Consider the following 13,174-nt stretch of genomic DNA (forward strand, 5'->3'; position numbering starts at 1 on the left):
GGTAACAGATACTCTATGTTTTGCCAACCCAAAAAAGAAAACAAAATTTTCGTTTGCAGCATTTTATAATTTTTATAATTAAATACAAAAAATTAATTTTTAAATAATAACCACAAAAATGAAAAAACCTAAAAATCCAAATTACAGATTAATAAAACAATAAAAACTAAATCTTCTAGAGAATGATAGCAGCTTTGGGAATCAGTATGGAGCTTTCCAAAGCTTTGTTTGTTTAGTAATGATCTTGCAGAAATGCTAGCGTCTGTTGAAGAATTGTTAGTCATCCTAGAGGCAGCCGATTAGATATGATCATAAATCTTTGGCGGAACCGTATGATAAAGATTGCAGAGCGGTTTTATAACCGGTGTCGCCCTGGAAGAACATATATTTTTGAGACGGAAGCGGGGCTAAAATGCCTTTTCGGCCGTTTTAGTTCAAATCGGCTGGATGAGTATGTAGAGGATGAAATGCCCCTAAAGTCAGCCTTTGTTGATTCTTCCGACCTCTTGCTGTCGGCTGATTTTCTCCGCGACCGCTATACCTTATGCGGCGTTAGCCTGCTCCAATCGCCGCATTTTAGTTTGATGCAGCAGATGGCATCGGGAACTTTGACACAGGATTCTGACTATGTTTTGAGATGCAAATCGGGTACTCTCGACTCACGCTTGCCTTTTGACCCCGACCTTGAGCAGTTGCGCCACTGCTTTCAATTGAGGCTAGCGGAGTTAAATGAGAATAGGCCCTTCTATATTTACGTGCGGAGGGTAATCTTCAAAGGAAAGCCAGTATATTTAATCGCTGACGGCAAGCACAAAGCGGCGTTGGCGACTTATTTTAATCGCACCGACTGCCTATACTTAAGATTTGTATCGAGCAATGTCAATCAAGAGCCTTTTTTAGACAGATATATGACCGCATACTTAGTTTAGATCCTAAAGAGTACTCCATCAATCAGAATTTTATTAGGGCTATTCGAGATGAATACCAAGCTAAGACAAATTGCTGAAAGTATCGAAAAGGACCCTTGCGAATCTACAGGGCATATATACCATCCGTTGCCCTTTCCAGAATTCGAACGACTTAAGACGTCGAGTTCGAGGGAATCTGCCTTTCGTAAATGGCGCTTGATAAGTCATTCCCTTAAGTCGTTTTCTTCAATAGCTGGATTGCGCGTGCTGGATGTTGGTGCTAATGCTGGGTTCTATTCGTTTAATTTTGCCAAACTGGGCGCACTTGTGGATGCTTATGAGCCACACAAGCATTATGCCGAATTTGGCGCTCAGATTGCGGAAGCTACTAACCTTCCAGTGCGATGGCATAACAAAAGATTGGAACAAGCAGATTTGGCGGGCAAAAACTACGACATTGCCTTGATGCTGAGCGTGTTTCAATGGGTTTCTAGAGGTAACGAGAACCTAGAAGAAGCAAAAGCATTGCTCAATGCTGTGGCGCACTCTGCAAGAGTTCTGTTTTTTGAATTAGGGTGCAACAGCGGCGAAAGTGCCATTTATGTTGCTGAGCGCCCGATTGCTTGGATTTGGCGTTTACTCAAGGAAAACACTTCGCCGAAAGATGTTGCCTATCTTGGCTCAACTGCTCCGTGGGGCAGAGGACGTCGTTTTCTTTTTGCCTGCGCAGAAGATAGAGTAAGTCTAACTCTTTGGCAGCGGTTTATCACCTTCGCCTTGCAAAGGTCCTGGATATGTTAGATGAGAAACAGCAGACCGCTGATGAGTTAAAGAATAAGACAATTCGTGGAATAGGTTGGAGTGTGGCAGGCCAGGCAGGCAATCAGGTTGTGGTGGCCTTAACAATGATTGTCCTTGCGCGTTTGCTTTCGCCACGAGAATTCGGCTTGCTGGCGATGGTTGTAGTAATCACAAGCTTTGCCAATATCTTCGCAGAAATGGGATTAGGCTCTGCGTTGGTACAAAAACAAGACATTCGCCAAGAACATTTGTCGTCTGTATTTTGGCTGAACGTGGTCGCAGGTTTGGTTTTGACTTCGGCATTTATTATTTGTTCGCCGCTTATTTCAAGCTTCTACGGTGAGCAAATCCTGAGGCCGCTCACTCTTCTAATATCAGCCAATTTTGCAATTGGTTCGCTGAGCATCGTCCAGAGGACCAACTTTGTGAAAACCCTTGATTTCCGCAGGCTTTTTGTTGCTGATATAACAGCGGTTGTGGTTTCTAGCGTTGTGGCTATAGCGATGGCTTGTGCAGGTGCAGGTGTATGGAGCCTTGCCACACAATCGGTTGTTCTTACATCGGTGACTGCCGCCATGCTTTGGTTGATGAGTGCTTGGCGGCCTAGTTTCATTCTTAGATGGAATGCAATAAGAGATCTTTTAGGGTTTAGTGCCAGTTTGTTAGGAACTGATGTGCTCAACTACTGGGTACGAAACATAGATTATTTGCTGATTGGGCGGTTTATTGGTAGCAACCCCTTGGGCATCTATAAGAATGCTTACCAGGTTATGCTTTTTCCTTTAACAAACGTGTCGCGTGTTATCTCAAGGGTGATGTTCCCGGCGCTTTCTATCATTCAAAATGAAAAGGCACGCGTTAGAAACATATACCTTCAAGTAACCCGAACGATAGCTTTGATAACCTTTCCAATGATGGCAGGCCTCTTTGTTGCCGTGGAGCCACTGGTTTTGGCAGTTTTCGGCACAAAATGGTCAGGAATGATACCTCTACTTAGGGTATTCTCCATAGTAGGACTAATGCAGTCCATTGGCACTCTCAATGGAAACCTGTATCTTTCTCAAGGAAGGGCTGACCTGCAATTCAAGGTCAGCCTTTTTGTGAAAGCGACTGCAGTGCTTGGTATCGTAATCGGTTTGCGTTGGGGAATATTGGGGGTGGCAATCGGATATGCTGTTGCGTCGCTTTTAAATTCTTATCCAGCATTTTATTTCGCAGGAAAATTGGTAAACCTAAGCTATTGGCAACTTTGGCGCAATCTGTCAGGGGTACTGGGTTGCTCTATTGCTATGGCTGCTGTTGTGTTTGGAGCGGGTGTCATATTGCCAACCACGCTGCCTAACTGGGCAAAGCTTGCATGCCAAATAATAATTGGGGCATTAATTTATTTGTTATTGATTCATTTTTTAGGCGTCAAGGCATATGTGGAGACACGGGAAATCTTGTTAGATCAATATCGCCGCTTCCGAGAAGGGCGCAAACAGCTTGGTGATGATGATGCTGCAGATGTTGTTGGTGCCAGAGCGTTGTGACATACAAGAAAGGTTGGCACTAGCTAATAAATTAATTTTTTGAGTATGAGTAATCACGTTGTCTTGCATATTGTAGAAACCTATCTTTTTATTACCGGCAGCTGGATTTATACACAGGTTACCGAAACAAACCGCTACCGCTCCATAGTCGCAGCCAGCAAAATTGAGAATACGGATGTCTTTCCTTTTCCTGACGTTTATAAATGTAGCCCCCTTATACAAAATCCACGTTCACTATGGCAGTTTGCAGCAAACCGTGCCTTTGAAATGATGCTCAGCATCAGAAAAAGGAAGTTGACCCGTCTTGTCCACAAGCATAGAGCCGCTCTCATTCACGCCCATTTTGGTCCAACAGGATATGGTGCGCTTCCGTTAAAAAGGGCAACAGGGCTGCCGCTAATAACCGCCTTTTATGGTGCAGATGCATGCCAAATTCCCAACCGTGCTCCGAAATGGCATCGCAGATTTAAAAAGCTGTTCGAGGAAGGTGATTTATTTCTGGCTGAGGGCAATCATATGAAACAAACCCTTGTTTCACTAGGGTGCCCTAGCGAGAAGGTGGTTGTTCAGCATCTTGGTGTTGACCTGAGCCTTATTCCATTTAAACCACGCCACCTTTCAGACGACGGCTTAATTAATATCATTGTTGTTGGTACGTTTCGGGAGAAAAAAGGAATTCCCTATGCCTTGCGTGCTTTCGCGCGAGTTGCGTCCGATCATCCAAACGTTCGCTTAATCATTGTTGGCGATGGCAGAGTTGGCCCCGAACTTGAGATCAAAGCCGAAATTCTCAAAGCAATCGCCGACGAGTCAATTGAGGATAAGGTGCACATCACAGGCTACATTCCATACAAGGAGTTTCTCCGCGAAGTAGAACGGGCACATATTTGTTTAGCTCCTAGTGTAGTCGCTGCGGATGGTGATGCTGAAGGCGGCGCACCGGTTTGCCTTATTGAAATGTCGGCGTCTGGCTTGCCAGTGATTGCAAGCCGGCATTGTGATATCCCTGAGGTTATAATTGACGGCCAATCAGGTTTTCTCGTGCCAGAGCGCGATGTCGAAGCGATTGCCGACCGCCTACGCTTTCTTGTAGATCATCCTGAAATATGGGAGCCTATGGCGATTGCTGGGCGCAAGCATATAGAAGAAAATTATAGCCTTAGAGTAACGATTCCACGTTTAGAGGCCATTTACGACGGGCTACTTCAAGGTGTTTTTCTCAATAAATGAATCTATTCATACCGCAAGACTTTTTGATGGCTTACTAAAAAGATTCTTGTGCAATTCTTGAAGCTCTTAACCAAAGGTTAAGTCAAGGAAATAAGTATACCTTTGCAGAAGATAGGTTTTGATAATTAGACATGAAGAAGATTCTTATTGCAGAAACAATAGACTGGAATTCGTCCGTGCAAATAGGCAGTCATCACTATGCTAGGCATTTTCTCGAGCATGGGGACGAGGTGGTTTGGGTATCGCAGTATATCCACCCTTTGAGTTTTCTTACAGGATGCCGCGAAAGAACAAAGTATGCTTTCAGTCTTTCCCGAGGGGCGCGAAGCTCGGAGCACGAACGTCTCTCGCTGTACATGCCATTTACAATACTGCCTTGTAGGCGCCACTGGCTTTTTGACAGCAAGGTGGTAGGCAAGCTGAGTCTCTACTGTACATTTCCTTCGGTAAAAAGTGTATTGACTAAGCTCGGCTTTGATAAGGTGGATGTAGTTTGGATATCCAACCCTTTGTTAGCAAACATTGCTAACATTGTGAAGCACGACGTACTGGTCTTTAGGGTAAATGATTTGTATTCAGGTTTCAAGGGAATGCCAAGTTGCGTAGTGGAGTTTGAGAAGTCGCTAATTGAAAGCGCCAATTTAGTTTTTGTTACTTCCAAAGTACTTGCTAAGCACGTGGAGAATTTAGGTGGAAAGGGCATATATTTGCCAAACGGTGCAGAAGTTGAACATTTTTTATCTCCAATGCCCCTGCCCGCAGATTATTTGGGCATCCCGACTCCAAGAGCAGTGTATGCAGGTGCAATCGAGTGGTGGTTTGATACTGATTTGGTTGCGAGCATAGCCAGGAACCTTCCAGATATCTCTTTTGTCCTAATTGGTCGCCGGGAAGGGGTTGGAGATAGTGCGTTTTCGAGTTTGCCGAACGTGTATCTCCTGGGACCGAAGCCGTATAAGGAGTTACCTGGATATTATCAACATGCCGATGTCGGTATAATCCCCTTTAAAGTAAATGAGTTCACGGCTGCAATCAATCCTAACAAACTCTATGAGTACTTTTCGGCAGGATTGCCTGTTGTATCCACATATTTGCCAGAAATCAAACCACTTAGGCCATTGGTAAAGATTGCGCAAGATTCCCAAGAATTTGCGGCATTTCTTCGTGAGGCGTTGAAAGAGGGGAAAAATAGTCTGCGAGAAGAGCGTATTCAATGCGCCAAATCGAACTCCTGGAAGGCGCGGTTTGACGAAGCGATGGCTTATATCTCCGATGTGCTAAGCTCACGCCGTACTGGAGCGGCATAATGCAGAGAGTATACATCATCGTCCTCAATTGGAATGGTTGGCAAGACACAATCGAATGTCTAGAAAGTGTTTTTAGAAGCGACTATCCCGATTTTCAAGTGGTAGTGTGCGATAACGGCTCTGAAGATGCTTCGGTTGAGCGAATAAGAGAATGGGCTGAGGGACGGTACCAAGTCGAGATAGCATCAGAAAACCCACTTCGTTATCTTGTTTTTCCGCCGGTTCCTAAGCCTGTTGAATTTCAAGAATTTGACCGAGCCAAAGCGGAGGCAGGTGGGGAAGTGGGGGATGCAGAGCCTCGGCTTGTTATCATAAGGATTGATGAAAACCTAGGCTTTGCAGGCGGAAACAATGTTGGAATACGATATGCGCTTGCCAAGGGAGACTGCGGATATGTATGGCTGTTGAATAACGACACAGTGGTGACTCAAAATGCCTTAAGTGGCATGGTGCGTCGGATGATGGAATCGCCGGTTGCTGGCATGTGTGGTGCAAAAATACTCTACTACGATGAGCCGGAAAAAGTACAAGTCCTCGGCGGCGTGTCATATAATCGGTGGTTCGGAACAACCAAACAAATCGGCTGGCTGAAATCGGCAGATGTGCCTTATGATTTATTAGAAGTGGAACGGAGCATGTCATATGTAACTGGGGCGTGTATGCTCGTATCTCGCCAATTTCTTGAGACGGTTGGTTTAATGAGCGAGGACTACTTTTTCTATTTTGAAGAGCTCGATTGGGTAATGCGCGCACGGGGTGCATTCGACTTGGTCTACGCCCCAGACAGCGTCGTCTATCATAAAGAAGGCAGGGCTGTCGGGGGAAGTAGCCGTGCGGCTAATTGTAAAAGCTATATTTCGGACTATTATTATCTGCTGAATAAGATAAAAATCACGCGTAAGTTCTTCCCTTATGCCCTACCTACTGTGTATCTGAGTATTCTCGGCACTCTTGTAAATCGAATTAGAAGACGCCAATGGGACAGGGTGGATATGGTCTTTAAGATTTGGCGATGAGTATGACAGATTTATTGCTGATAATCTGGATTGCAACGATTGGTGCAGACAGGGTTGATTTCTTGGGTGGCACAGGCGATTTTATCCTTACGCCGTTCCTCGTCTTGTCGCCATTGGTCCTTTCATTTGGGTTTATGCACCTTATGCTTAAGAAGAACGCCCCTGCGGTTTTGGTGCCGAGAAATACCCGCCAAGTTATCTTTCTCTTCACACTGTTACTTATTCTTGTGCTGTTGTCAGTGGTTTTCGGGCGAGATATGCGCCTGGGTTTGAAGAGATTTGCTTTGCTAGCTATTCAGGTTTATGGGACTTTGCTTGGAGCAATTGTTCTAGCTAATTTAAAAAACCCAGGGCGTATTCTTCTTTTAGGCGCATACTGCAGTATTGTCCTCAGCCTTCTGATGAATATAGGCCAGCTTCTATATTGGCTTCCTGCCTCATTAAGTGATCAAATCAGAAGCATGAGTATCATTGATTTTAGTCCACGGCTTGTTGGACCGTTTGGCCCTCGGCTAGCTGGTGTATCGATTGACATGAACCGAGGGGCGACGCTTCTAATGGTTTATGCGTTCTTTGTACTGAAGTTTGGCGGTCGTTCGCCGTTGCACGATGTATTTTTCTATTTGGCGTTGGTTATGATATTGGCGACTCTATCTAGGTCTGGCATTGCTGGGTTTATACTCATGGGATTGGTTATGCTGGTTCAAAATGGCAGGATTAGGCTCTCATCGATAGCAAAGGCGATGGCGGTTTTCGGCGGATTAGGTATATTATTACTTTTTGTTGCCCGATGCACGGCGCTAGGAACCTATCTTAAAATAGGTAAATTATTAGCGGAACGTCTATCTTTTGGCGAGTCCGAATCAGGTGGCATGCACTTAATGTTAGTTGAAAGGGGCTTGGAGATTGCTTCGTCAAGCGTGCAAAACTTTTTCCTTGGCACAGGTTTTGGTAGCTCTAGATTACTGCTTAATGATATTTTTGTAGACAAGTATGCTAATTTCCACTCAATATATATTTCGTTTCTTGTCGAAACCGGTGTTCTTTCCCTTTTTGTGCTATTGTTGCTCTGCTGCCTACCCCTCGCAAGGTCTAGGAATTATATGCCGATGATGCTTGGGTTAATGGTGGTCAATCTTTTCTACCAGCTTTCCCTGGAGCCGATTTTTTGGTTGAGTATAGTCCTTCTGTGGACAAATATAGGTTTTACAAGAGGTGAAGTGAGGGATACTTAATCGAAGGCAAGGAAACAATGCGCATCGGGATAAATGCACAGCTCTACTCATCCTCGGCTTCTTATAGAAATGCCGGTATATCGAGGTACATTCGCGGATTATTGGCTGCTCTTGCTGTTTGTCGTGACACTCAGGAAATACATGTATTTCTGCGGGACGCAGAACGAATGGAGTTTCTAAACGAACTCAATGTGCACTGTAGCTGTCGGGGCACGGAAAGCCCTCTGTTTCGAATTGCTTGGGAGCAGACAGTTCTTCCACTGCTAGTCAGGCGGTTAAGGCTCGATATTCTTCATGCGCCAGCCCATGTGCTTCCCATAGCATGTCCGTGCAAATCAGTGGTCACTGTACTTGATCTTAGCTTTGTCCGTTTTCCTCAATATTTCCCGAGATTTCAGCGGCAGTATCTTAAATGCTTTACTTTTTGGTCAGCTCAAAGGGCAAATGCAGTAATTACAATTTCGGAGCATTCAAAGCGCGAGATAGTGGAGCTTCTTAAGGTTCCAGAGAACAAAGTTTTCGCTATCCCTCTAGGTATAGATCGCAACTTTCATCCGGTTGCCGCCGAGGAGATCGCGCGCGTTGCTAGTCGATATGGAATAAGTGAAAATACAATCCTTTTTGTCGGTACTCTGGAGCCTAGGAAGAATATTCACTCTTTGATAGCGGCTTTTAACATCGTGCGGAAAAAGTTTAACCAACATTGTACTCTGGTTTTAGCTGGTGGAAAGGGTTGGTTCTATCATGAATTATTTGAATTCGTCCGACAATTACATTTAGGGGACAGCATAAGGTTTTTGGGTTATGTTCCTGCTGAAGACCTGCCGGCGCTTTATGGAGCGGCTTCTGTCTTTGTGTATCCATCGATCTATGAAGGTTTTGGACTCCCGCCGCTGGAGGCGATGGCATGTGGAACGCCGGTAATAACATCGTCAACAACGTCCTTGCCTGAGGTAGTCGACGATGTGGGGATTATGGTGGAACCACATGACGTCGAAGCACTTGCTGATGCGATTTTGCGAGTGTTGTGCGATTTTGATTTGCGTCAGGAAATGAGAGCAAAGGGCATAGAACGGGCAAAACGGTTTTCTTGGGAGGAAACAGCCCGTCAGACGTTGAAAGTGTATAACAATATCTTTAAATAAGGGGCTGAGAGTCGGTGAAAATCGCCATTGTTCACGATTTTCTCAATCAAATGGGCGGTGCCGAGCATGTTCTCAAAATATTTCGGGAAATTTATCCCGAGGCTCCAATCTATACGACTATCTATGTTCCTTCCGCTGTGTGCCCCTCGTTTAAAACTGCAGATATCCGAACATCCTTTATGCAGAAGCTTCCAATGATAAAGAAGCACTTTCGGCGGTACTTGCCTCTATATCAGTATGCAATTGAGCTCTTCGACCTCTCCGAATTTGATGTTGTGCTTAGCAGTTCATCGTCATTTGCCAAAGGAGTAATTACCCAGCCGCACACATGCCATATCTGCTATTGCTATACTCCAATGCGATTTGTATGGAATTACCACACGTATATTGAGCAAGAGCCTTTCTCGCGGCTTACAAAGATTGTTTTGCCCTATATTATCCATCGCCTTCGCCGATGGGACGAAATTACTGCAAACCGTGTTGATTTTTATGTTGCAATAAGCGAGGAAATAAGGCGTCGTATTCGCAAATACTATCGGCGAGACGCAACTGTCATCCACCCGCCAATTGACGCCTCTCGATTCAAGGTAAGCGTTCAAGATGATGGCTATTTCGTGGTTTTATCGAGACTCCTTCCTTATAAGAGGATAGACATTGCAATTGAGGCGTTTAATAGGCTCAAACTGCCCTTGAAAATCATCGGAGACGGGCGCGACCTCGAACGCCTAAAGAAAATGGCTGGTCCTACGGTGGAGTTTCTTGGAAGGATACCAGATGATGAAATGTACAAGTGTCTTTCCGCCTGTCGGGCGTTAATATTCCCAGGTTTGGAAGACTTCGGCCTTGCTCCAGTTGAGGCAATGGCTTGCGGAAAGCCAGTGATTGCGTTTGCTGGGGGTGGCGCGTTGGAAACGGTAAATGATGGAGTTACTGGAATCTTCTTCTATGAGCAGACACCCGAGGCAGTGGCAGAGACGGTTTCAAGGTTTGACCCCGACCGCTTTGATCCCTACGAGATACGCAAGCATGCCGAGCTTTTTGATGTCTCGGTATTTAAAGAACAAATATCAACATTTGTTAGAGAGAAGTTCCATCTGTATCGGACCTCTGCTATGTTGACGGGAGACGAAAGGTTCGGTATACTTGCGAGGGTGAGCGATAGAAGCTTTGACTTCGAGAAGAAACACACGTCGGATATAATGCACGATAAACGAGGCTAGTCCATCCCCCTAAAAGAGGGTGAAAAGATTATTATGCGGCACCCCGAATATTCACCGCTAGTTTATTCCTTGAGAGAGGTTGCTGAGAGTCCCATAAAACGTTTTGATTGGAGAGTTTTATGATTTACGGTGTAAAAATCAAAAAGCTTCAGCCCCATGCCGATGAAAGAGGCTGTTTGATGGAGATTCTTCGCTCCGACGAAGAGATTTTTGAGAAATTTGGGCAGATATATGTATCTTTAAACTATCCAGGTGTCATACGCGCATGGCATTATCATAAGAAACAGGATGATTACTGGGCTGTTGTTAAGGGCATGATTAAGGCCGTAATGTATGATTCGCGCGAGGATTCGCCAACTAGGGGAGAAATACAAGAAGTTTTCATGGGGGAACAAAATCCAATATTGCTTCGAATCCCGGTTGGTGTTATGCACGGCTACAAGACGATTGGAACAGAGTCGTCGTTGCTTATCAACCTGCCCACAATGCCTTATAATGCAGCAGACCCGGACGAGTACCGCTTGCCTTACAATACGCCTGATATTCCATACGATTGGGATATCAAGATGAGGTAGGTCAAAGTTTACCCATTTCCACCAATGAGAGTTACATTTGGGGATTGGGTTTACCCTACAAGAGTTAGCGGAACTGTGTCATGCGCTTGGGCGTATTAATTGTAGGTAGCCATTAATAAGAAGAGGCTGTTAGTATGAAAAACATATTGGTAACTGGTGGTGCAGGGTTTATTGGCAGCAATTTCTGCCGGTATATGCTTGAGAAATACCAAGATTACAACATTATTGTGCTCGATGCGCTGACGTACGCTGGAAACCTCGATAACCTTGCCGATATTCAGGATAATCCACGTTTTATGTTCTTCCACGGCGACATTCGAGATAAGACAATCGTCGAAAACCTCGTGCGCAATGTCGATGCCATTGTAAACTTTGCAGCTGAAACGCATGTAGACCGTTCGATTGCCGACCCCGGTAGCTTTGTCCTTACAGACGTGTACGGAGTATTCATGCTTCTAGAAGCTTGCAAGAAATTCGGCATTGAAAAGTTCCTTCATATCTCTACCGACGAGGTCTATGGAAGCATTCAAGAGGGAAGCTTCAAAGAGGGCGACCCGCTTCTTCCGAACAGTCCGTATTCATCAAGCAAAGCCGGCGGTGAACTTTTGGCTAGGTCTTACTTTGTAACCTATGGACTTCCAGTATTAATAACCCGCGGTTCGAATAATTTTGGGCCGTATCAATATCCTGAAAAACTTATTCCATTGTTTATTACAAACGCGTTGGAGGACAAACCTCTGCCTGTTTATGGGGATGGAATGCAAATTCGAGATTGGATCTACGTTCTTGACCATTGTGAGGCTATTGACCTAGTGCTCCACAAGGGAGAGATAGGTGAGGCATATAACATTGGTGGCGGAAACGAACGCATGAACATTGAAATCACCAAGTTTATCCTATCCCACCTCGGGAAGCCTGAATCGCTAATCAAGTACGTTGCCGACAGGCCAGGGCACGACAGACGCTATGCTTTGGATTGTACCAAAATTCAAGCACTTGGATGGTCGCCTCGACACAAGTTCGAGACGGCACTGGCAAATACAATAGATTGGTATGTGAAAAATGAGGCTTGGTGGCGGAAAATCAAAGAGCACCAAGCGGATTATAAGGAATTTACTAAGAAGTGGTATAGTGAAAGGCAGTAATTAGCGGCAAGGAACTAACTGCCACTTTAGACAATAATTACTGTTTCATTAACTTCACAAATTATTGCATGAGGGTTAAGGATGATCATTACGCAGACTCCGTTACGAATAAGTTTTGCTGGAGGGGGTACAGACTTCGCTGATTTCTACCGCTTGAATGGTGGTTGTGTAATCTCATCGGCGGTCGATAAGTACATCTATGTGATTATCAAAGAACGCTTCGATGAAAAAATCCGTATTGGCTATTCTCGAACAGAAATGGTTGATTCGATTGACGAGATTGAGCACGAACTTGTTCGTGAATGCCTCCGAAAGACAGGTATAACGCATGGCGTTGAAATTTCAACCATGGCTGATATTCCCTCAGAGGGGTCTGGCTTGGGTTCTTCGAGTAGCGTGACCGTTGGTCTTCTTAACGCAATGTATGCTTACAAAGGCGAGATAGTACCTGCCGAAGTTCTTGCTAAAGAGGCATGTGAAATTGAGATTGACATTCTGGGCAAGCCGATAGGGAAACAGGATCAATATATCGCAGCATTTGGCAACCTCCGCTTTATCTCGTTCTTGCCGTCCGAAGAAGTAAAAGTTGAGTCCATCAATCTTGATCCCGAAAAGAAACGCAGATTGAGCGAGAGCCTAATGCTCTTTTTTACAGGCATGACCCGCAGTTCGAGCGAAATACTTTCCGAGCAGAAAGCGAATATTGCCGACAGAGTTGACATACTAAAAAAGATGAAGCACCAAGCTGAGGAAATCCGAGAAAGTCTGCTCAATGGGCACATAGACCGGCTAGGTGAGATTATGCACCAAGGCTGGCTGTATAAAAAACAGCTTGCCGGGAAGATTAGCAATAGTGAGATTGACAACATGTATGAGCGGGCGCTTGATGCCGGCGCACTTGGCGGGAAAATCGCAGGTGCAGGTGGCGGCGGCTTCTTATTACTCTACTGTCCACCCGAGCGCCAAAACAAAGTTCGCGAGGCTCTCTCTAATCTCAGAGAGCTAAACTTTAACCTTGAGCGAGACGGAACCAAGGTAATCTTTAATGTGAGGCGGTAAC

The 13,174-nt window shown here is 45.0% G+C and carries 12 protein-coding genes; all 12 read left to right on the forward strand.

The genetic code is table 11. The annotated features are described in order from the left end of the window. Positions 1–332: 332 nt before the first annotated feature. The 12 genes from K6T99_08880 (at position 333) to K6T99_08935 (ending at position 13,173) form a co-directional block, all read left to right on the forward strand. Entirely contained in the window at positions 333–929 is a 597-nt protein-coding gene (locus tag K6T99_08880) for a hypothetical protein (GenBank protein ID MCL6519934.1), read from the forward strand. Positions 930–977: 48 nt separating this feature from the next. Beyond that, positions 978–1,709 carry a methyltransferase domain-containing protein gene (locus K6T99_08885; protein ID MCL6519935.1) on the forward strand — a complete coding sequence of 244 codons (732 nt, stop codon included), beginning with the start codon at positions 978–980 and terminating at the stop codon, positions 1,707–1,709. Next, positions 1,703–3,241, forward strand: a complete 1,539-nt coding sequence (locus K6T99_08890; GenBank protein ID MCL6519936.1) for an MOP flippase family protein — start codon at positions 1,703–1,705, stop codon at positions 3,239–3,241. The genes K6T99_08885 and K6T99_08890 overlap by 7 nt, the downstream gene beginning before the upstream one ends. 45 nt (positions 3,242–3,286) lie before the next feature. Next, complete coding sequence (locus tag K6T99_08895; protein ID MCL6519937.1) at positions 3,287–4,471, forward strand: glycosyltransferase; 1,185 nt, start codon at positions 3,287–3,289, stop codon at positions 4,469–4,471. Between the two features lie 131 nt (positions 4,472–4,602). Beyond that, the gene (locus K6T99_08900; protein ID MCL6519938.1) at positions 4,603–5,778 is read left to right on the forward strand and encodes a glycosyltransferase; all 1,176 of its coding nucleotides are present in this window, start codon (positions 4,603–4,605) and stop codon (positions 5,776–5,778) included. After that, positions 5,778–6,794 (forward strand): glycosyltransferase family 2 protein, encoded by a 1,017-nt coding sequence (locus tag K6T99_08905; GenBank protein MCL6519939.1) that lies wholly within the window; start codon positions 5,778–5,780, stop codon positions 6,792–6,794. The genes K6T99_08900 and K6T99_08905 overlap by 1 nt, the downstream gene beginning before the upstream one ends. Before the next feature lie 2 nt (positions 6,795–6,796). Further along, entirely contained in the window at positions 6,797–8,029 is a 1,233-nt protein-coding gene (locus K6T99_08910; protein ID MCL6519940.1) for an O-antigen ligase family protein, read from the forward strand. 17 nt (positions 8,030–8,046) lie between these two features. Continuing rightward, complete coding sequence (locus K6T99_08915; protein MCL6519941.1) at positions 8,047–9,174, forward strand: glycosyltransferase family 4 protein; 1,128 nt, start codon at positions 8,047–8,049, stop codon at positions 9,172–9,174. A gap of 14 nt (positions 9,175–9,188) precedes the next feature. Then, complete coding sequence (locus tag K6T99_08920; protein ID MCL6519942.1) at positions 9,189–10,394, forward strand: glycosyltransferase; 1,206 nt, start codon at positions 9,189–9,191, stop codon at positions 10,392–10,394. Between the two features lie 119 nt (positions 10,395–10,513). Then, positions 10,514–10,969, forward strand: a complete 456-nt coding sequence (locus tag K6T99_08925) for a dTDP-4-dehydrorhamnose 3,5-epimerase family protein (protein ID MCL6519943.1) — start codon at positions 10,514–10,516, stop codon at positions 10,967–10,969. 134 nt (positions 10,970–11,103) lie between these two features. Further along, the gene (gene rfbB / locus K6T99_08930) at positions 11,104–12,114 is read left to right on the forward strand and encodes a dTDP-glucose 4,6-dehydratase (protein ID MCL6519944.1); all 1,011 of its coding nucleotides are present in this window, start codon (positions 11,104–11,106) and stop codon (positions 12,112–12,114) included. An 81-nt stretch (positions 12,115–12,195) separates the two neighbouring features. After that, positions 12,196–13,173 carry a GHMP kinase gene (locus K6T99_08935; protein MCL6519945.1) on the forward strand — a complete coding sequence of 326 codons (978 nt, stop codon included), beginning with the start codon at positions 12,196–12,198 and terminating at the stop codon, positions 13,171–13,173. The last annotated feature ends 1 nt before the right edge of the window (position 13,174 follow it).

This window comes from Armatimonadota bacterium (genome assembly GCA_023511795.1).
Lineage (GTDB): Bacteria > Armatimonadota > UBA5829 > DTJY01 > DTJY01 > JAIMAU01.

What these genes read in the sequence shown, in the direction of transcription:
- K6T99_08890 (MCL6519936.1), top strand. Translation starts at nt 1,703, where the DNA reads ATGTTAGATGAGAAACAGCAGACCGCTGATGAGTTAAAGAATAAGACA.
- K6T99_08910 (MCL6519940.1), top strand. Translation starts at nt 6,797, where the DNA reads ATGACAGATTTATTGCTGATAATCTGGATTGCAACGATTGGTGCAGAC.
- K6T99_08895 (MCL6519937.1), top strand. Translation starts at nt 3,287, where the DNA reads ATGAGTAATCACGTTGTCTTGCATATTGTAGAAACCTATCTTTTTATT.
- K6T99_08935 (MCL6519945.1), top strand. Translation starts at nt 12,196, where the DNA reads ATGATCATTACGCAGACTCCGTTACGAATAAGTTTTGCTGGAGGGGGT.
- rfbB (MCL6519944.1), top strand. Translation starts at nt 11,104, where the DNA reads ATGAAAAACATATTGGTAACTGGTGGTGCAGGGTTTATTGGCAGCAAT.
- K6T99_08905 (MCL6519939.1), top strand. Translation starts at nt 5,778, where the DNA reads ATGCAGAGAGTATACATCATCGTCCTCAATTGGAATGGTTGGCAAGAC.
- K6T99_08915 (MCL6519941.1), top strand. Translation starts at nt 8,047, where the DNA reads ATGCGCATCGGGATAAATGCACAGCTCTACTCATCCTCGGCTTCTTAT.
- K6T99_08885 (MCL6519935.1), top strand. Translation starts at nt 978, where the DNA reads ATGAATACCAAGCTAAGACAAATTGCTGAAAGTATCGAAAAGGACCCT.
- K6T99_08880 (MCL6519934.1), top strand. Translation starts at nt 333, where the DNA reads ATGATAAAGATTGCAGAGCGGTTTTATAACCGGTGTCGCCCTGGAAGA.
- K6T99_08925 (MCL6519943.1), top strand. Translation starts at nt 10,514, where the DNA reads ATGATTTACGGTGTAAAAATCAAAAAGCTTCAGCCCCATGCCGATGAA.
- K6T99_08900 (MCL6519938.1), top strand. Translation starts at nt 4,603, where the DNA reads ATGAAGAAGATTCTTATTGCAGAAACAATAGACTGGAATTCGTCCGTG.